The organism is Corynebacterium suranareeae (genome assembly GCF_002355155.1).
Classification (GTDB): Bacteria; Actinomycetota; Actinomycetes; order Mycobacteriales; family Mycobacteriaceae; genus Corynebacterium; species Corynebacterium suranareeae.
Map to the genome: position 1 here is coordinate 2311564 of NZ_AP017369.1, position 20507 is coordinate 2332070.

13 protein-coding genes and 1 pseudogene are annotated in these 20507 nt (G+C 50.8%); 3 read left to right on the forward strand and 11 right to left on the reverse strand.

Going from position 1 to position 20507, the window contains the following annotated elements; genetic code table 11:
* Positions 1 to 446: 446 nt before the first annotated feature.
* The 5 genes from N24_RS10780 to N24_RS10800 all read right to left on the reverse strand — a co-directional run bounded on the left by N24_RS10780 (position 447) and on the right by N24_RS10800 (position 10569).
* Positions 447 to 3821 carry a hypothetical protein gene (locus N24_RS10780; protein ID WP_096456850.1) on the reverse strand — a complete coding sequence of 1125 codons (3375 nt, stop codon included), beginning with the start codon at positions 3819 to 3821 and terminating at the stop codon, positions 447 to 449.
* Between the two features lie 153 nt (positions 3822 to 3974).
* Positions 3975 to 7448, reverse strand: a complete 3474-nt coding sequence (gene smc, locus N24_RS10785) for a chromosome segregation protein SMC (protein ID WP_096456852.1) — start codon at positions 7446 to 7448, stop codon at positions 3975 to 3977.
* Between the two features lie 14 nt (positions 7449 to 7462).
* Positions 7463 to 7747: an acylphosphatase gene (locus tag N24_RS10790; protein ID WP_096456854.1), complete on the reverse strand. Its 285-nt coding sequence runs from the start codon at positions 7745 to 7747 to the stop codon at positions 7463 to 7465.
* 10 nt (positions 7748 to 7757) lie between these two features.
* The gene (locus N24_RS10795) at positions 7758 to 9269 is read right to left on the reverse strand and encodes an alpha/beta hydrolase family protein (RefSeq protein ID WP_331713148.1); all 1512 of its coding nucleotides are present in this window, start codon (positions 9267 to 9269) and stop codon (positions 7758 to 7760) included.
* 418 nt (positions 9270 to 9687) lie between these two features.
* Positions 9688 to 10569, reverse strand: a complete 882-nt coding sequence (locus N24_RS10800; protein WP_096456856.1) for a LysR family transcriptional regulator — start codon at positions 10567 to 10569, stop codon at positions 9688 to 9690.
* 123 nt (positions 10570 to 10692) lie between these two features.
* On the opposite strand from N24_RS10800, the pseudogene N24_RS10805 reads away from it, so the two are divergent.
* Positions 10693 to 11493 (forward strand): annotated as a pseudogene (locus N24_RS10805) (sulfite exporter TauE/SafE family protein).
* An 800-nt stretch (positions 11494 to 12293) separates the two neighbouring features.
* Entirely contained in the window at positions 12294 to 14153 is a 1860-nt protein-coding gene (locus N24_RS10810) for a tannase/feruloyl esterase family alpha/beta hydrolase (protein ID WP_157736423.1), read from the forward strand.
* 362 nt (positions 14154 to 14515) lie between these two features.
* On the opposite strand, the gene N24_RS10815 is transcribed toward N24_RS10810, so the two are convergent.
* The 3 genes from N24_RS10815 to N24_RS10825 form a co-directional block, all read right to left on the reverse strand.
* Positions 14516 to 15520 carry a quinone oxidoreductase family protein gene (locus N24_RS10815; protein ID WP_096456860.1) on the reverse strand — a complete coding sequence of 335 codons (1005 nt, stop codon included), beginning with the start codon at positions 15518 to 15520 and terminating at the stop codon, positions 14516 to 14518.
* Positions 15517 to 16230: an NADPH-dependent F420 reductase gene (locus N24_RS10820; protein WP_096456862.1), complete on the reverse strand. Its 714-nt coding sequence runs from the start codon at positions 16228 to 16230 to the stop codon at positions 15517 to 15519. The genes N24_RS10815 and N24_RS10820 overlap by 4 nt, the downstream gene beginning before the upstream one ends.
* Before the next feature lie 179 nt (positions 16231 to 16409).
* Positions 16410 to 17186, reverse strand: coding sequence for an arginase family protein (locus N24_RS10825; RefSeq protein ID WP_231910992.1), 777 nt, complete (start codon positions 17184 to 17186; stop codon positions 16410 to 16412).
* 270 nt (positions 17187 to 17456) lie between these two features.
* On the opposite strand from N24_RS10825, the gene N24_RS10830 reads away from it, so the two are divergent.
* Positions 17457 to 18230, forward strand: a complete 774-nt coding sequence (locus N24_RS10830) for an NADPH-dependent F420 reductase (protein ID WP_096456864.1) — start codon at positions 17457 to 17459, stop codon at positions 18228 to 18230.
* A gap of 74 nt (positions 18231 to 18304) precedes the next feature.
* On the opposite strand, the gene mutM is transcribed toward N24_RS10830, so the two are convergent.
* The 3 genes from mutM to N24_RS10845 are packed head-to-tail and all read right to left on the reverse strand — an operon-like array spanning position 18305 to position 20434.
* A complete protein-coding gene (mutM, locus tag N24_RS10835) occupies positions 18305 to 19165 on the reverse strand; it encodes a bifunctional DNA-formamidopyrimidine glycosylase/DNA-(apurinic or apyrimidinic site) lyase (RefSeq protein ID WP_096456866.1) in 861 nt (286 codons plus the stop codon).
* Positions 19158 to 19901 carry a ribonuclease III gene (gene rnc / locus N24_RS10840; protein WP_096456868.1) on the reverse strand — a complete coding sequence of 248 codons (744 nt, stop codon included), beginning with the start codon at positions 19899 to 19901 and terminating at the stop codon, positions 19158 to 19160. Before rnc ends, mutM begins: the two co-directional genes overlap by 8 nt.
* Positions 19898 to 20434: a YceD family protein gene (locus N24_RS10845; RefSeq protein ID WP_096456870.1), complete on the reverse strand. Its 537-nt coding sequence runs from the start codon at positions 20432 to 20434 to the stop codon at positions 19898 to 19900. Before N24_RS10845 ends, rnc begins: the two co-directional genes overlap by 4 nt.
* Positions 20435 to 20507 lie beyond the last annotated feature (73 nt).

The window sequence follows — 20507 nt, forward strand, 5'->3', positions numbered from 1 at the left end:
AGGTTTCCCCACGTTGCACACAGGTACCCCACGTTAAATGTGGTGAAACTCTTGTGTTTTGGGGATCGCGGGTGAATAAATGAGATGCTTGCTACCGAGTCGGGTCTAGAATTTCTCAGATTTTACCAGGTCAAACGGCTAGGCTTCCCCAGTGGCGATTTAAGCCACCCAATTCCACGGAACAGGTGCTTGTATGGGCAAGACAGTTCTGGGGTGTTAGAGACGATTCTGTGAAGTCACTTCTCTCGGGGCTTGAGGTTTTAGTTTCAAGATTCAAAGATGTACCAAACATGGGTGACAAGGAACTCCATTTTGAGGAAACTTTGGCACGTATGTTTGGTTTAAAGAAAGTAAAACCAGACACCCGTGACAAAATTTTCACATTTCTGAATATCTTGCCACGCCTGTCTGGTTTCTCAGTCGTTCACGGCGAGGTCATCCCCGACCTAGTCAACGAGTCCTGGGTTTCGAGCTCCCAACACCATTGCTTCTGCTGAGATCAAGTCACCGGTAACGAGGTCTGGCACGAGATCTGCAATCTTGCCCCAACCGCTAGCTGCACGATCGAGAGTTCTGGTCTTGCCGATCAGTTCGTGTGCATGCAAGCGGGAAGACAATGCGAATACCAACGACACAACTGGGGTAAGAGCCCACATGTTTTCTGGATTGTCGGTGTTTACGCCGTCAAGTTTGTCAAAGCGGATGCGTGCTGAAGAATACAGCTGGCGTTGGGTTCCACGCATGGCACGAAGAAGCTCAACGGCAGTCTTAATCAAGCCTTCAGTCTGGAGAACTTCACGTAACGCATCGCGCTTCTTGAAGGTTTCAAACACCGCCATGAGGCGGGTGTTGTCTTCCATCAGTGGACCAGGAACGATGTCGGCGTTGCTAAAGAATATTTCCAGCAGTGCTTTTTGCTGAGCTTCATTCATACCAGCAATCGCGACGGTGGATTGGTCAATGCAGGCGGCATCCAAGGTGGAGTCGCGGCCTGTGGCAAGGGTGGACAAAATGTTCTTGCCGGCGACTTGTTCCAGTTGGTTGAGGATCGGCAACAGTGGTGTGCGGTTGCCTAGTTCCTCTGCTTCTTTGAATGCGCTTGGTAGTGCACCCAGGAGTTGTAGGGTTCCGATCCATGCGGTGCGGTGGATTTCCGTTGCTGGTGATTCAGTGGTGAAAGGTGAGGCAGCCAGTCCAGAGGAAATGACTTTTCCGGGCAGTGCTTGTGCTGGAACCAGGGATGCAGATAGTCCCTTGAGGGCTGCTGCTGGTGAGGAGCGCAAGGCTGCGTGAACCACGGGCAGGTGCTCGGTGTTGCCCTGTTCAGTCCAGATGTGAGAGACATCCCACAGTGCTGGCACCACTGCATCACTGATTGGTGGTTCTTCTACTTCCCCACCAAAGAATGCAGATAGTTGTGCATATTCTTCAGACTGTGCCGAGTAGTAGCCGTCTTGTTCGACGGTAACAGCTGCTTTACCTGGTGAAAGAGGTGTGACAGAGGTGGTGAAAGGATCTGCAGTGTGTAGTTGCACGATCAGGTTGCCTGCACCAACAAGGGTCTCGGGTAGTTCTAATTCCGGACCTGTCACCGCAAGTTCCACAGCGCTTACCCACGGTGCAGTTTGTGGCCACACCCATGCAGCTAGTTGACGGCCAGCGGCAAGGTCTTCAAAGACAAGCTTTCCGTCAACAACCGAGATGCTGGAGAAGTTTTCTGTCTTATCAATAACTGCGATGGTGACTGAGACACGTCGATCGACTTTGCGGTCGGTCCATTCGAATTCGATGGATCCGCGTGGCATGACAAAGGTGCTAGCTGCGATTTCTTTCATGCTAGCGATCCAGGTGCGGCCATTGTCAGGAGTGGTCATCTTCACGGTACGAAGAGGTGATCCGTGGTGGTTGCGCACACTGACCTTTGGGTCGCCAACGTCCACGCCTGTGCGGATGCGCAGCTCGCCGTCACCATCGAGATCTCGTGGGCCGCATACGCTGCGGGTAACTCGCCAGGTTGGTGGTTCGGTGGTCAGTGGCAGCTCAATGGCAATTTGTGGTGGCACAAAGCGCAGGGGCATTTGGTCACCTTCATCGGTGGTGACCACAAATGAGGCGTTGGGATCTGTTGCACCGACGGTAACCAGGCGTGGTTCTGCGGTGAAGTGTTTTTCGCCAGAACGCACGCGCAGGCTTGCTTCACTTAGGCCAGTGGTGGTTGGGATGCGGAATGATGCACCGGATGCTACTTCGAATTCGGTGGTCATGCCTTCGACGATGGCGAATTCGTGTCGGAAGGATTCGTTACGCGGTCCACGCAGACGAACTAAGTACTCACCCACCCATGGGGCGTCGTAGATTTCTGGGTCGAAGATGGCAAAGAGTCCACCATCTGCCGGGACTTCTAATGGTTCTGGTTCTGCGATTTCTTCACCGGCAGCACCAACACCCGCAAACGCTGAGATAGACAGCATCCAGGTTTCATCTTGTCCGCTTAGAGTCGGTGGGAATTCTGCGATCAACGATTGCGCATATACGGGAAGTCCAGAAATGGAACGCACATGGGAAACTAGTTCTGCTGGGTGGTGGAAGGCTACGCGTCGACGTGGGTCAATGCACCTAACTTCCTTGTTTACCTTCAGTGAGGATAGTCCGCGGGCATCTACTCGGGAGCAGACCCATGAGGTCCAGCCTTCAACGGCAAAGCTTTCTATAACCGGTACAGGCTGGCCGGTAACCATGTCTTCAAGTTGTGCTTCGGCTGGTGCAAGCACGTAGATCTCTTGGTGGTGGAGGGAAACTTTGTCGGTGAGGTTTTCGCCACGCTTGGAAAAGACCAGTACTGGATCATTAAAGTCAACGACTGGAACGACCCACGTAATTTGGTTTGCGGTGTCGGTAACGGTGGTTTCACGAACCTGGCGCTCGAGGGTGACGTCTAAAGCTTCGGAGTAGCCAGAGGTATCGCCCCACGCCCTGCGAGTAGAGAAAATCCGGGTGGTGCCTTCAAGGCTGACTCGCCAGTTAATTTCATCATCGCTCACGCGCTGTTCTGGCAGACGAAGGCAGACTTTGCGGCGCTCTGCATCCAAGATGAGGCGGGGGCGAAGTTCACGCAGAGCCACACCCACGGAGTTTTCGCGGTCTTCTGTACCAACTGGGCGTTCTCTAAGTTCAGCTACCACCAGTTCATCAATCATGGCCGGCAGAGTGGATTCACGTTGGCGATCTGACCAAGAGGTGGGGTGTGTGGTGGCAAACTCGATGAGTTCTTGAACTCCCTTGATGAGGGTTTCTGCCCACTGCGGTGCCAGACGCAGTGTTGCATCGAACATGAACGGGTACTCATTGGTGCCGCGTTCAACTTCACTTAGCACGGCAGCAACTTCATAGTTGCTGATACCTGCATGAACTGACAGAAGTTCCAGCGCGGATTCAACACCAGCAGGAACAGTAAGGCCCACTTGGGCAAAGAGCTTTTCTACAAGACCTTCGATGACCTGCGTGTGCTCTGCACTTAAACCCAATCCTCCGATGTATTCACCAAAGAAATCTGCTGGGTTGCTGATCCGTGATGCCCGTGACACCAAAGTGGTCACCGTCAGGCATGGGGTCATTTCAAAGAGTTCTTCCAGGTTTGCCCCTGCACCGACCTGGCGGGACAAAAAGGTGCCGTAGAAACGGTGGATTCTTTCAAGCTCATCGTGTCGAAGCTGGATGAGTGGAAAGTACTCTACCCCTGCAAGACGCTGGTTCAGATCCAGCTCAGTTTGTGATGCCCATCCGAGCAATGAATCTGTCATGTCTGCGATGCCAGCCGGCATGTATACACTCTCCCCGCGCAAAAATGCGTTTTCCTCTAGAACTATTGTGATGTTTAAACACACTACCCCACGTTTGTCCCTTAAACATCTGAGGCTAACCTGCGGTGTGAGCGGCAACATCATCCATGCTCAGCACCAGTTTTCATCACGTGATTACTGGGCTGAGATGGTTGATTCCATAGCTGATGCTGGCTCCATGCGTTGGGAGATAACTCTGGTCACACCATCTCCACGCATGGTCACACCGTAAAGCACGTTGGCCACATCCATGGTGGGCTTTTGGTGGGTGATCACAATCAGCTGGGAGTCGCGGCGCAGCTCTTCAAACAGTGCAATAAGGCGTCGCAGGTTGACATCATCTAGTGCTGCTTCCACCTCATCCATGACGTAGAAAGGGCTGGGGCGTGCGCGGAAAATCGCCACCAGCATGGCAAGCGCCGTGAGTGATTTTTCACCACCTGATAGCAACGACAGTCGCTTCACACGTTTACCTGGTGGGCGGGCTTCAACTTCAATGCCGGTGGCTAACAAGTCATCAGGTTCGGTGAGAATGAGTTTGCCTTCACCACCTGGAAAGAGGGTGTTGAATACGCGTGGGAATTCTGCTTCCACGTCATTCCAGGCATCGGTGAACAGCTGCAGAATCTTCGCATCGACTTCTTCAATCACGCCACTTAAATCAGCGCGTGCTTGTTCCACATCGGCTAATTGTGTGGAGAGGAACTCATAGCGTTCTTCCAGTGCTTTGAATTCTTCCAAGGCCAGGGGGTTTACTTTGCCTAATGCTGCCAGATCCTTTTCGGCCTGTTTGAGGCGTGCGCGTTGGAATTTTTCATCAAAATCCTCATTGGGTGTGTAATCGCGCAACAGCTCTGCCACGGGAATGCCCAATTGCTCGGTAATTTTTGCCACTGCTTCTTCCATGCGGACTTGTGCTTGGCTGCGGGCAAGTTCCATGGAATGCGCATTGTCGCTAAGACGGTTTAAGTGCTGGCGGGCGGCATTAACAGCGTCTTTTGCGCGCGCTAAATGGGTGGTCAGCAGTGCTTTGTCGCGGTTTTGCTGGTCGCGTTCCACAGCGGCTTGGGCAAGGGCAGCTGAAACGCGCTCAGCTACATCGCGGGCACCGCTGTGCACGGCTGCAGCTAATTGGGTGCGCCTGCGCCTAGTTTCCATTGCTTGTTCATGGCGCAGCTTTGCCTGGCGTTCATGTTCAGCTTGGCGTCGCAAACTATCACCTTTGCCGCGCTGTTGCCCGGCGCGCTCTTCGGCGGTGCGTTGAGCAAGACGAGCTTCCATTTCCATGGCGCGGATTTGTTGCAGTTCGGCATTGGCCTGGTCGCGGGCGGTGGTTGACGGCTCGTCGGCGTCTTGTTCGTCTTCAACGCGGGAGAGGCGATCAACAATTTCTTCTAGTTGTTCGCGTAGTTCTTCCCGGCGTTGTTCGGCGGCGTGTAGGCGGCCCACATGCCGGACGCGCTCGGATTCAGCGGCTTCATGTTGTTTATCTAGGCGCGCCAAGTCACGGATGATGGAATCTCTGGTCAAATCTAATTCGCGCAGGGCTGCGGTGCGCGCGGCAACATCCACGCGGGTGTTTTCCGCAGCCTGGAGGGCGCCGTCAAACGTACCGGCAATATCGTCTAGTGCAGCAGAGACTTCAGCAAGCTTGGTTTCCGCTTCTTCAATTTGAGCAGCGATTTCCACGGTGGACGTTTCTGTACCGACCTGAATCCACCCAGCGCCGATCAGCACACCATTGCGGTCAACGGCGCGAAGACGTGGATCATCGGCGATTGTTTGACGGCCGATGGAGGGGGCGTCGACAAGCACAACGTCGGCAAGCAGCCGGTTAACCGGGCCGGCAATCGCCGGATCCAGATCAACATGGTCAAGCAGCCAGCTTGCGCCTGCAGGAATATTGGCGTCCAAACGCCATGCGCCGCCCGCCTGCGCGCCGTCAACGATGATGGTGCGCGCAACGCCGGCGTCGAGAAGCTTGTCGACGAGCCCTTCCGCAACCTCGCCAGCCAGCGCCTCGGCATGCGCGCCTAGCGCCGCAGCGAGAGCCTTATCGACGTTTCGTTGCGGCCGAACCAGCGTGGCCAATTGTGGATAATCCACCACATCAGCTGCATCTGAGCGTGGCTTGTTTTGATTCAGCGTTTCAATCCGCGACTGCAACCGAGAGACTTCTTTTTCTAAAGTGCTACGCTGCGCGCGGAGTTCTTCAAGGCGTGTTTCTGCCGCTTCAGCCTCATGTTTTGCCTGATTAAGGGCATCTTCTAGCGGCTGGCGATCAGTCTCAATCCCCTGCTTGCGCTCATCAGTTAAGCGACGTTCGCGCTCCACATCCAAAATGCGACCGATGAATTCTTCCAGCTGCTCGCTTAACCTTTCGGCTTCTTCTTCAGCAGCCGCGTGCTGGGTGCGCAACGATTCCTCAGATGCCAGAAGGCGCACAACACCTTCACGACGATCCGAAATCGCCCTTACCTGCGCTAAGTGTTCACGCTCTGCCTCGCGTGCCTGACTTGCCTTTTCTTCTGCATCTTCCTGAATAGAATTAAGCCGCTCAGAAGCCATCTCAACGGCCATTTCAAGTTCTTCAAGTTCCTTGTCAGCAACGTCTGCTCGACGCAGCAACTCATCAGGATCTTGACCCGCATACGGCACATCAGCCGCCGCTGAACTTGCACGGTCTGCAGCAATACGCATCGTTGCCGACACCCGCTCAGCCAGGGACGACAAATCAAACCACAACTGCTGCGCTGCCTCAGCCTTTGGAGTAATCTCCGCCAGCTCCATCTCCACTTCCGCCTGAGTGGTTGTGGCTTCTTCTAATTGTTCCTGCGCTGCTTCGGCCTGCTCACGAATCATTTTTTCGCGCTCAGTAGATGTCTCCAGCTTTTCCGACAGCTTCACGATCTCAAAACCAGCGATCTGAAAACGAGCATCACGCAAATCAGCCTGCACCGTTGCTGCTCGCTGCGCAGCCTCAGCTTGTCTAGCCAACGGCTTTAACTGCTTGGCCAACTCATGGGTTAAATCCTGCAAGCGATCAAGATTGACCTGCATTCCCTGAAGTTTGCGCTGTGCTTTTTCTTTCCTGCGTCGGTGTTTGAGCACACCCGCAGCTTCTTCGATATAGGCACGGCGTTCTTCTGGACGAGATTCCAAAATCTCAGCAAGCTTGCCCTGGCCAACCATGATGTGCATTTCACGGCCAATACCAGAATCCGACAACAGCTCCTGAATATCCATCAACCGAGCTTTCGCCCCATTGATTTCATATTCACTAGCCCCATCACGGAACATCCGCCTGGTCACCGACACCTCGGTGTATTCAATGGGCAGCGCACCATCAGTGTTATCGATAGTCAGCGTCACTTCTGCACGACCCAACGGCTTACGATCTCCCGCACCAGCAAAAATGACATCTTCCATTTTGCCGCCACGCAAGGTCTTTGCAGAACCTTCACCCATCACCCAGGCCAGAGCATCAACCACATTGGATTTGCCTGAACCATTCGGACCCACCACAGCACAAATGCCTGGCTCAAATTTCAGGGTCGTCGCAGACGCGAAAGACTTAAACCCCTTGAGCGTCAACGATTTCAAATACATAACGGGGTTAAAGTCTAGCGTTCCACAAAGCCTTCGACACCACGCGGCTCGCCCCATTGCTCAATAACTGTGTCCACATGACCAGGTCGACGGTATGAACTGGGGTTTTCCTGCAACCTCCGCAACAATTCCTGGCACTGCGTTTCTGGTCCTTCGGCAACCACACATACCCTGCCATCATTTAAATTAGTGGCCGAACCTGCCAATTTGAGTTCTCTTGCCTGCGAAGTAGTCCACCACCGAAAACCCACGCCCTGGACATGACCATGAACAAAAGCAGTCAGACGAACTTTCTCCATTGTGTTTCTCCTAATCTGTCTTTTTAGCCCGAAGCTTTAAAAACGATGTTGCCGGTGCTGGTGGTTCAATTTCTTCAAACCAACCAGGCTCCATCCCATGATCGCTTAAATACTTCAAGGCACGCTCGATAGTAGAACGCTGCTGCTCCAATGCTTTCAAAATCGGCGATGAACTATCCGAAACATTTTTCAGCCTCGTGTGTTCCCGCACGATCTGGCGTTCGGCCTCTGCGAATTCTTCCCACACCTCATGAGTTCTATCTATCTCATGACGCTGCCATAAGATAGCCAAGCTCAGCTTTTGCACCACTCGTGCTTCGATCTCCTCAGTTGCATTTACTGAGCTCAACGCCCCAACCGTCAAGCTGCCACCGCCCACAGTTAGAAGTGTTCCCGCGGTAACCAAACCACCCATCATTCCACCAGGGCCAAACGCTGCGAGTGCCGAAGTAATCGTCGCTGCTCCCGCTACAGCAGGTGCAGCCGCCATCGCTAAACCGCCTGTTGCTGCAGTTAGTGCTGCAGCGCCCACACCAAATGCTCCCCACCTACGCCAGTTATTCTTCGTACTTCCAGAAACCACCCCCACAGCTGTTTGCAGAGCATCGAAAATATCCGCTCCTACTGTGGAACCCAATTGGGTTTCCGCGGTGAAATCGCGCAATGCTTCCCTTTGCACCTTTTCTGGGACTTCAATTTCAAACGGCAACAACAGATTCTGGCCCACGATCTCGATAAGCCGTTCAAATGCCTGTTCCTTAGCCATAAATGGACTTAGACCTGGTACAGGCACTGCTACGTCTGCATCGCCGTTATCAAAATCTAAACGTGCAATTTCCTGCGGAATCGGACGCCCATCTTTGGCATTTTTAGTTTTGATCTCTTCAATCAGACGATCTTGAGTTTCTCTCAGTGCGTACTCATACCGTGTGGCTTCATCCCCTTTAAGCCTTTGTAAAACAAGGAAACAATAACGCAACGCCTGCAGAACGAAAATCTCTGCATCATTCAACGGGATCTGAAGATTCTTCTCCGCGAGCACTATTTCTTTGCTGCGCGATCCAAAAAGCCCAAACCCAATTGCTTCTGCTACTGCATCATTAGCACAGTATTCCCGTGAAGAATGTCCAGGTCCTGGAACCAACGATGTTTTTACACGGAAATCCAACACCCACGGAACAGCCACAGAAACTCCACGTTTTGCCGCCACAGGATCTGAACCACTCCAAAAGTTCACCCACCATGCCACATTGCTTAACGGCGTACGCAGCAGCTTAAACAAATCATCTACATTGAACTGCCCATTAGCCAAGGGACTACCGATGGTGACAAAGCCTTTCACCTTGAGCTCAGGCGGTAAACGCCTCAGTAAATCTGCAGCAATCACCGACCCAAGACTATGCCCCAACAACACAATCTCGCCCTGTTCTGGGAGCTGCTCCAAAATACGACGATGCACTTGAGCTCTGATCTGCTGATTGTTTAAGAAATTCCTAGCCTGGGCAAACAACGGTAACTCCACGCTTCGAGATACCACCGCTTCAGGAAACGCACCACCTGCTCCCCTATTGTGCCTGCCCAACCTGGTTTCCATCGCAGCTGTTCGACGTTCAAACTCAAGTAACTCCACACCATGCAACGTCATGTGTTTTTGTACCGGTGGCACAGCATAACTGTGCTGTGCATCTGCGTTTTCCGAAAGCTCATCGGCATAAACAGGGTTTAACACTGTGACATCATCCAAGCTTGGGTATCCAATTCTGGCCAAGCCTTGAGAGAGATGATCTTTCCACTCTTGTTTCAGGTCTCCCCGACCCACCCCGTGCAAATAAACAAGAGTTGGTGCTGTTGTCACAGTATCCCTACTTTCCACCGTTCGAGTTAATGCTTAATCAACGGTTAACAGGGTCTTTTAGTTCCGTTCGGAATCACTGCTGCGTTTAAGAAAAGTGGGTTGTGCCCTTATAACTTTCGTCCCGGAAGCTCAACAGAGCATCCACAAACGATTGCTCCATCTCAGTTGATGTCCTTCCCTCCTTGGTTAACAGCAGTGCCTTCCGTTTGGCCCATGATTGCTCTATAACGTGCACGTTCTTTGGGCGCGCACCTAATCTTCTTGCAGTTCCATGTGGAAGAATCGCAGCTCCTGCACCAGTGCTCACCACCGCATACACTGCACTCAACGTGGGCAAACGAACACGATAATTAGGAGTATGTCCACGCTGATTAAGGTGGCCATCAATATAGGACTGAAGCGGGATTTCTGCTGATAAGCCAATCATCGGACCTTGCAAAGCTGCTTCTAAAGTTTTAGCTGTAGCACTGACTATAACCAGCGGATCTGCCCAAAGCGGGTGCGATTTTAGACCTGTGTGAGATTCCAAGACAGAAACAACTCCTAAATCAGCCACGCCTTCGCGGACTTGTCGCGCAACCTCACTGCTAGGTTTCTCTTCCAAATCAACGTTGAGCTCCGGATACTTAGTAAGTGTTGCTGCAAGAAACTCTGTCAATGAATCCACCGCTGAAGTATTAGTCACCAATTTGATGCGCATTTGTTGATGTCCTTGAAACGCATCAGTAAGAAGATCTGCTTGTTCTAAAAGTTTCCGGCTTTGGGCCACAATTGCTCCACTGGTGTCAGTCGGAAGCACTCCGCTCCGCGTTCTGTGCAGAAGGTTCACCCCAAACCTCTTCTCCAACGCGGTAATCCTGGAACTGGCGGCCGATAGAGAAAGGCCCACTGCCTGGGCACCGTCTGTAATCGACCCTCCATCGATGGTGGCAATCAGCAGTTCGATGTCTCGCAGGTCGATTCTCACTTGACGCACCTTTCGCAATTTCGAAGTTAGCTTCTAATTTTAGCAAGCGAAGCGGTCGATGTTGCTGACAGAATTTCCCCTAGCAACTTTTTTCTAAGGCTTTGGAGGAAAATCAATATGCCAGTGGATTGGTCACAAATTGTAGAACTAGGTGCCATCTTTACTGCTGGTTTCCTCGCCGGAGGCATCAACGTCATTGTCGGAGCAGGAACTTTAGTATCTTTTCCCATTCTCGTCTTCCTTGGTTTCCCACCTATGACTGCGACCATTGCCAACACCATTGGCATCGTTCCTGGAAGTATCTCAGGAGTTCTTGCCTATAGAAATGAGTTATACGCTCAGAGAAAAACAATTAGGTTTCTCCTACCGGCATCTATCATCGGCGGAATTACAGGTGCATCGTTGCTGCTGCATTTTTCTGCGGATGTTTTTACAGCTGTGATTCCCTGGCTGATCGGAATCGGTACTGCATTGGTTATGGCAGGCCCTGCTATTAAAAAACGTGTTGTGAAAACTCCAGCCGACGCATCTCCCTCATTTAAAGGTCTACCGTTTCCAAGCCGAATCGCTTTCATCACCTCGATACTTGGAGCTCTCCTTTTGGGTACGTATGGAGGCTACTTCAGTGCTGCTCAGTGAATTCTCCTCATCGCATTACTAGGCATCACGTCAACCCTGCACATGCAAGAACTCAACGCAATTAAAAATCTCACAGTTGCAGCAGTCAATCTCATCGCAGCAGGTGTGTTTATCGTCGTTTCTCCCGAGTTGATCTCATGGTCGACTGTTTTAACAATTGCTGTTGGGTCAGCTCTGGGTGGATACATCGGCGGACGGTACGCCCGCCGGCTTAGTCCCGGTATGTTTAGAGCATTTGTCGCCATTGTGGGAATTGCTACTGTTGTTGCATTAACGCTTAAATAGGCCAATTTTGCCACATTGTGCCAACTAGGAAATCACTGATTATCGGATACCAGGTGTTCGCTCATCTCTTCCTTAGCTTTCTAACGACGACCTAGTGGTTACCTTGCCAAATCCGAGATAAAAAGTGCGAAGAAAATCCATAGCCACTAATCAACTACCTCCACCTTGCAAGAGGAATTGAGTAGCAAACTTCAGGAAATCACAATTCATAGATAGGCTTATTCTCTTTACACGATCAACTACATCGCGGCCCGAAGAGCACCAGCACCCAATGCAACCGCCAACCTGGTCAAAGGCTCTCACATCTAGCCTCACCAGTATTCGAACATTCTGTGATCCTAGTGCGACCCAAATCATCGAAAGACCCACCAAAATCATTTTGAGTTTCAGAAAATTAAAGCGTGAATACAACCCTTCTTCGCAATCGGATCAAATATTATTCACTACGGTCTGAAGCTAATGATTTCGAAATTTGCATACTTACTCCTAAATGCAACTCGTTCAGCCCACACATTTACCCATGTAATACGCAAGAATCCAGCACGTAACCCAAGGAAGTCCCTAAGAAACGACCACCAACCGGGGAATAATGTTCACATTACGAACAGGTGTACGTAGTCACTTATTTATGTAACATGTCTCAAAGTTGAATCAAATGAGATGTAAATCACTAGCCGTAAAGGCTTGGCGTATGCACTTTAAACGTTCAACATCAAAATGCTCTTAGCTCTTACCACTCCCACAGGAAGTAATTCTACGTGTATCCCCATAAACCTCTACGAGCACTGCTTCGATCCACTATGGCTGCAGCAGTCGTTGCTGCAACGTTGTTAGTCGCGAGTTGCTCCACATCAACTGTTGAATCGCCATCTCCAATCTCATCTTCAACCTCCCCTGCCAGCATTGATAACCAAAAGTGTGAGAAATTAGTCGGTTTCACAATTGCCCCCGAAGCAATTGGATCCGCCGATATGCCCTCTGGCAAGGCAATTATCACTGAAGCCATAAGCATGTCCGCAGCTTCTGCAGGTACCACATCAGACGGGTCAGCTGTGGATAACCCCGGAAATTCCACCTCTATTAAAACTCCGGCTGTCCCTGACCATTGCCAAGTCACAGGAAGCATTGATCCTTTAACTAACGAGGCTCAACCGATAGGTTTTCGTCTCAGTCTTCCACTCGAATGGAATGGTAACGCTATTCAATTGGGTGGCGGTGGATTCAACGGCACGTTCCGTGACACTGCAGGGTATATCTCCGGACAGCATTCCACGGGTAGCACCCTCACCCCTTTAATGCGCGGATACGCAACCATCAATACGGACTCAGGACACGCCATTGCCAACAGCCCAAGCAGCACATCTTCATCACCAACATCCCAGGCAGATGCGACCTTCGATTTTGCTCTTAATGACGAAATGTTCCAGAACTTCGCTACAGATGCATATAAAAAAGCAAAAGATGCGAGTGCAGCGGTAATTGAAGAGTTCTACTCACATCCAGCGGAAAAGTGGATGTGGTTCGGCAGCTCCGAGGGTGGACGTGAAGGAATGCTGATGGCGCAACAGTTCCCGGATGATTTCGACGGAATATTTGCCCAAAACCCAGTAATTGGCTGGTCAGGACTTTTCACAAACTTTATTAACACCGTCCAAGCTGTAGAGAAAAATGATAAAGCAGGTGCATTCGATAAAGGGGATATTCTTCTTGTTGCCCAAAAAACCACTGAAACATGTGATGAGCTTGATGGAATCGAAGACGGAGTAGTAAGCAACTATCTCGCCTGTAACGATGCAATGACACCAGTGCTCGATGAACTTCGCTGCACTGATGATTCTCAACAAAATTGTTTGTCTGACGATCAAATGAATGTCTTGAGTGTTGTGTTTACCGAAACTGAATTGACCCCAGACCTACCAAGTGGAATGCAGAGCTATCCGGCATTCTTATTTGGAGGTGAAATGTGGTCACTTGCAGATAAGATTGGCGACGACCCAAGTCTTTCTTATGGAGATAAAGACTACGCCAACTATCTTAAATATGGTGTCGGAGCAGGAAAATTTGTTTTCTCTGATGATTCCAACGTCGATGTTGTCAATGATTTAGACCTTAATAAAATACCTAACGAAGTGGCCAGAGTATCTTCACAGATGGATACTCTCAATCCAGATCTGAGCGAATTTGAGGCCAATGGAGGCAAGCTAATTCTTCACGAATGCACAAGCGACTTCGCCCAGAGCCCAGCAATGGGGATGAACTACTATGAAAGTGTTCAAGACACTGTTGGATCTGACAACATTGATAACTTCTTCCGCTTCTTCGTTTCTCCAGGATTGGACCACGGCTGCGGAGGAACTATAGATCCTGACTCTATTGACGAAAATGGGACAACAACCTTGGGCGCTCAAACCAGCGATGGGACGAAAAACGGAGTTCCACGAAATGCAGACTGGGTCACCATACTTGAGGATTGGGTATTGAATGGAGAGGAACCCGGAACTGAGATAGTAGTCACCGCAAATTCTCCGGCAGATCCATTCGAGGTTCTCGCAAGTCGCCCAATCTGTGCATACCCCGCCTACCCTCATTACGAGCAAGGTGACGCTAGTAAGGCGGAATCTTATTTCTGCCGAGTGGGTAAGAATTCAATCCGTGGTTAGTACTGTTTATCGCCAAGCATAATAGAAAAATTTGACCAGAAGTCAAAACAACAGTTTGACCGAACATTCAGGAATCCCAAGCGTAGTAGCTATTGTGCCGATCCAAGTTCTCAAGAACTTGGATCGGCGCTCCAACTTGGAATCTCATTTTGTGCAGTACCTTAACACTGTGTCATGTCGCACGTTTGTACTCAATCAAGAATGAAAGAAAGATTCACACTTGCTATATCTATAATGACCCACGTGCGCCTCGGAGATTACAAAGCCCAACACCATTAAAGTGCACTGGTAATTTACTCCAAGTAGAGCAAGCTAAGTAAAGGCACCATCAATAAGTCAAGAATTTTTCAATCCAGAACACCTTAATCGATCATCGCCACTATCGAACCGACAGCTCTCCGCGAGATTAACCGTGCATATCCTTCCTCGAAGTTAGCCAACGTAACCGTCGAATCAATTCGTGGCTTTAAAAGCCCACGTTCTGCTAAATCAGCAATGGCAGCAAGCCCCTCACTTACCCAGGATTCAGACTCATCATTTACTGAATAGCCTAAGATCCGCTTGTCGCCGGCGATAAGGTCAAGAAGATCAACCTGAGGAGTATTACCTGCAGTAAATCCAATGGACACCAGCGTTCCTTGACGGCTAAGGCTTCGCTGAAGTTCAGGAAATAATGGTCCACCAACCGGGTCTAGCACAAGTGTGACACCCAAACTGTCCGTAAGTTCACTGACTTTTTCCACAACGTTGTCCGTTGATAAATCAATGGTGATAATCCCGCTGTCGCGTAAGTACTCGGCTTTCTTTTCAGTTGACACAACTGCAATGGGCTTTGCTCCAAGTGCGCTTACAGTTTGCACAAGCGCATTACCTACGCCTCCTGTTGCGCCAGTAATAAGCACATTTTGTCCTGCGCTTACACCTCCAGCCCGCTGAATAGCGCCATATGCAGTCAGGAAGTTTATCCCGAACGCTCCCGCCTCTGACCATTTGAGATTGGCGGAAATTGGGGTGACAAGACCGTCTGGAATCAGGGCGTATTCAGCAAACATTCCATCTTCGGTAATCCCAAACGTATTGCCACCAATTGCGCTTACCCGTGTTCCAGCGGGATACCGCTCACTTGTCACGATAGTGCCGGCACCATCGTTACCTTGGATTAATGGCACTGGAGTATGCCCAAATCCACCTTTGCGGATCGTGTTGGATAGTTGATTAATGCTTGCGGCTTTTACACGAATTAGTGAATATCCTGGACGCCACTTTGGTACAGGAACGTCGGCAATGTCCATTATTGGTTCACTACCTACTTCACGGGTGACAAGTGCGCGCATCAGTTCTGGAACGTTTTCTTGTACTTGGGTCACTGGTCGCGGTATCGCTTTGCTTCAGCTAGTCGAGCTGAAAGGAGATCTCGGTTGACTGGCTTTCCCTCGCCTGGATCAAAATTCCCATCCAGAGTTGGGCGAGCGTCTGGGTTGCCGAAATACGGCACGCTATGCGCTGCGGTGTCACGCTGGAATCTCCAACCTTCAGACAAAGGCGCAGCATCAAGTGCGTCATAGCCGATGGCATTAAGGAATTCAGTAACCTTTTGCTTTGCTTCCTTGTCATCACCTGCAATAGCAAGGACGGATCGATCGGGATCTCCCGCTGGACGGTTTAAAGATCCAAGGTGCAGGTAGAAAATATTAGAAAATGCCTTGACTACCTTTGACTCTGGCAAGTGAGCCTGAAGGAGCTCACTGGTTGTTGTGGACTCATCATCTAGCTCAGGAATCTGTTCATCTCGATCTGGGTAGTAATTGTTCGTATCAATGACAACTTTCCCCTTTAGCGGTTCAACTGGAACAGTCTTGTACGCATGAAGCGGCATCGTAACGATAACGATATCACCCGCGGTTGCTGCTTCCTCGGGAGTGCCTGCACGGGCTCGGTCACCTAGTTCATCAACCAAGTCTGTAAGTGTGTCTGGGCCCCGGCAGTTACTCAGCACCACGTCATATCCTGCGGCTACAGCCAGGCGTGCAAGGGTGCTACCAATTAGGCCAGCTCCGATTAATCCAATTGTGGTCATGATAATGCCTTTCCTATTTCTTAATGGCTTCAGCATTAATTGCGTTGTGAGTCAGGGTTGACATTTGGGATCAACGGCAATCCCTCGAGTAGTCCTTGGAGTGCAAGTACATCGCGAGGGATAAACTCAGCGATGGTCAGGCCCACGACGTCAGCTTCCTGAGATAAATCGGCAATGATTCATTGCACCTGCGCCGTTGTCAATCCACCTGGTACCTTGCCAAGCCCCAATGCTGCTTCATCGCTATCAACGGTGTCGACATCTAAGTGGATCGCGATCTTGGAGGCACCGGTGGATTTCAGCCAATCGACTAATCCCTGGGTAGAATCACGTAGATCGTCTGGGCTAAATGCTCGTATCCCCCATTTATCAACATTGACGTATGCATCTTCTTCCCACGCATGAAGCCCAGCTATAGCAACTCTCGATGAATCAACAGTTGCCGGCAGAGTTGCCGTAATTTCTTGATCACCGTGCCCGATAAGCGTACTAAGTGCCATCGCATGATATCCGTTGTAGTTAGTCTCTGTGGTATCTGAATCTGGGTGAGAATCGATCCAAATAACGGCGAGGTCATCACCATACTTCGCTGCTAATTGCGAAAATGGGGCAACACTGACAGAGCACTCACCTCCAAGGGTAAGCACTCGCTCAGCGTCATGTTTATCCAGTGCTTTAAGCGCGTTTCCTAAGGATTCAAACACAGTTGAGCGTGATTCAATGCCTCCCATTACTCCCTCATCATCAACGTCTGGCACTGAAACAACCTCAGTTGGGCCAGCATGCGGAGGAAGGATTGCATCTAGTATTTTTGCCCCTGTTTCATATCCACGTCGAGCAAAAGAATATGAATACTCAGGTAGAAGTACAGAGATATTGTCTCGGCCTGCACCTTGCCATTGCGGCCAGACAAGCCTCAGAGTACGGGAGTTATCGACCTTTGAAAAAGGGTGCATCTCAATCCTTTCGCCTCAACATTTATACGAAAACCATCATACTACGATATTTTTAAAACTAAACACATCTTATTATCTTGCCGTCACCCTCCCAGGCGAAAGCGCACTAACCCGAGCAAATGAACATAAATACAAACGCGCTGACATCACCGTTTATGCCAACAACCACATAAGTACTACAATTTTCGTAGTACGCAGTAAATCGTACATCAGAGCCTGGGGCTTCGGTCTCACATCAACACCCGCACACCCGAAAGAACTGGAGCAAGTATGACAACGGTCGGCATTATTGGCAGTGGAAACATCGGAGGTGCCCTGGCACGCATGGCGGTTGCTGCTGGATACGATGTAATTGTTAGTAATTCCCGCGGTCCGGAATCCCTCACAGATCAGGTGGCAAGCCTTGGAAAGCGGGCTCGCGCTGCAACCCCTGAAGAGGCAGCGCGTGAAGGAGATCTCGTTGTCGCTGCAGTTGGGTTCCGCCATCACACAGAACTACCAGTCGAGGCTTTGGCAGGTAAGACGGTCATCGATACGATGAATTATTTCCCGGAGTTTGACGGTGTATACCCTGAACTCGATGCACGCGAAATTACCAGCAGTGAGCTTGTGCAGAAGCATCTCTCACAATCACATGTCGTCAAAGTACTCAACAATCTCGATTCCATACGTTTGGAAACTGCAGCACAGCCTGCGGGATCACCTGCACGTTCTGCCCTGTCCATCAGTGCAAACGATAAAGCAGCACAAGCTGAAGCTGCAGCATTTACCCATGCCATCGGTTATGACACAGTAGAAAACGGCACTCTTGCTGACAGCTGGAGACATGAGGCCGGCACCCCTGTAAACGTACTCCCCTATATTGAACCTGCCACCAAAAAGATCAGCGAAGAAGAATTCTGGTCAACATGGCTCAACCAAGCTTCTCCTGTCACTGTTCCTGCAGACTGTGTACGCGATCTGCTTAACCAGGCTAATCGCACAGGTCGTGTCGGTGGCGCCTCGGCTGACTGGCTACAGCTTATTCCTGGGGAACCTGCCTAAACTGTTTTTGAGTTTCATTCCAGCTCAACAAATAGTTGGAGATTATGTTCAGGTGCACTAATCGGACACATTTTCTAACGCTGCTTTTGGCAATTCGGACAGAAGTGAGATCCGCGGTTCATGAAGTTCTCGCGGATGATTGGAGTGCCACAGCGCGCACAGGGCTCCCCTGTTTGGCCATAAGCATTAAGTGATAACGCAAAATAGCCGGAGTTGCCATTGACGTTGACATAGAGTGCATCAAACGATGTTCCACCTTGAGCTAAAGCTTTGATCATCACTTCTTTGCCAGCGTGAAGAAGTTCTTCCAAACGGGCAAGGGAAAGTCGATCGGCACGCTGAAGTGGGTGGATTTGTGCTTGCCACAACATTTCATCGGCGTAGATATTTCCGATGCCAGAGACGATTTCTTGGTTGAGCAGTAGCCGTTTGATCTCTGTTTTCCGGGACTTCAGGTTCCGTGCAACCGCAGAGAAATCAAAAGAGTCATCCAATAAATCGGTAGCGATATGGGAGACGCGTTGGGGTACGCCGTCGACCAGCTCACCGAGCCACCAATATCCAAAAGTGCGTTGATCAACAAACCAAACTTCATCGCCACTATCTAGCTCAACTTTGGCCCGAAGGTGCGGACTAATTGGTGCGTCGGGTTCTTTGATGAGCATTTGGCCACTCATCCCGAGGTGAACCAGAAGGCCTAGATCGGGAGGGGTGTCGCCGGAGGGTTCGTCGATAAGCTCAAGCCAAAGGAATTTGCCGCGTCGCTTGGCGGCGCTGACCTTGAGTCCTACGATGTTGGCCTCGATTTCGGGGCCGCCGCCTAGTTGATTGCGGGCAGCACGCGGGTGGAGCACGGAGGCGGATACGATGGTGTGTCCAACCATGTGGTTTTCCAAACCGCGGCGCACCACCTCAACTTCAGGCAGTTCAGGCACGGGACTCCCGAAGCTTTCGGAAGGCCTGGTGTGCTGCTTCTTGTTCAGCCAGCTTCTTGTTCGGGCCTTCTCCCCGACCCATTTCTTCGCCTTCAAGCGTCACTATGGCAGTGAAAATTAGATCATGATCCGGACCAATTGAGGTGGCAGAATACTCAGCCATGGGGCGCTTGCGCTGGGCAAGTTCCTCTTGCAGGGTGGTCTTCCAGTCCTGGTGAATTCCGCGCGCTGAAGCATTCTCGATCTTGTAAGCGAACAGGCGAAGGACAACATCGCGGGCAATTTCAAAACCGTGCTGGCGGAAAATCGCACCAAGCAATGCCTCGGTAGTATCAGCAAGAATGGAATCTTTACTGCGACCGTCGGTGAGCAATTCACCTTTGCCAAGCAGAATGTGATCGCCAAGTTCGATTTCGCGGGCGATATCCGCCAGTCCGTAGCGGCTCACAATCGACGCACGCATTTTAGATACATCGGATTCCGGGCTGCTGGGGTATCGCTCATAGAGCTTATTGGCCACAGACAGACCTAAAACGGCGTCGCCGAGGAACTCCAGACGCTCATTGTTGGGAAGCATGCCATTTTCATTGGCAAATGAGCGGTGGGTTAAAGCGAGGACTAATAAGTCGCGCTGAATATCCACACCAAGGCGGTCCAACAAAGGCTGATGATCTACCGCATCAAAAGCCTCATTAAGCGCATCGACCCCAGTTAGCCTGTTCTTCTTCCTGCTCACAGGAACTTCTCCAGTCCTGCCCAGCGAGGATCAACTTTCTCCTCGTTGTCAACCTCTTCAGAAATACCGTCTGGCGCCGGTGTTTCGTCATCTTGGCATTCGCCGTACCCAAGCTCTTCGCAGACAGGGTTGAACGGCAAGGTAAGGCCGGCTTCATCAATGACAGACTGAAGCAGATCAATCTGATCTTGATTGACCATGGGCAGCTCATCCTCGTCATCAGCTGCGTCTTCGCCTGTGACAAAGTCTGGATCGGCTGCGAAAACTTCAGAGATGTGCAAAGTCTTAGTTGGGGTGAGCTCACGAAGGCACCTAGAGCACTGGCCTTGAAGCTGTGCTTCAACGTCTGCTTCTACGGCAAGCCCGCCCCCAAGTGGGATAATTTGGGCCTCAACAACAACTTTTCCGCCCTCAGGAATCGCAATCATTTCCGGACCAATGCGGGTGGGGCTCGGCCCCGATTGGGTGAGCGTTTCCGGAAGGGCACTTCCACGAAGGAGTGCGGCGACATCAAAAATAAATGGAGAGTTCATGACCAAGATGATCCTACTCGTACCTCACCATAACTACATACATCAGATGAGGATCGATTGATGGGGAAACTAA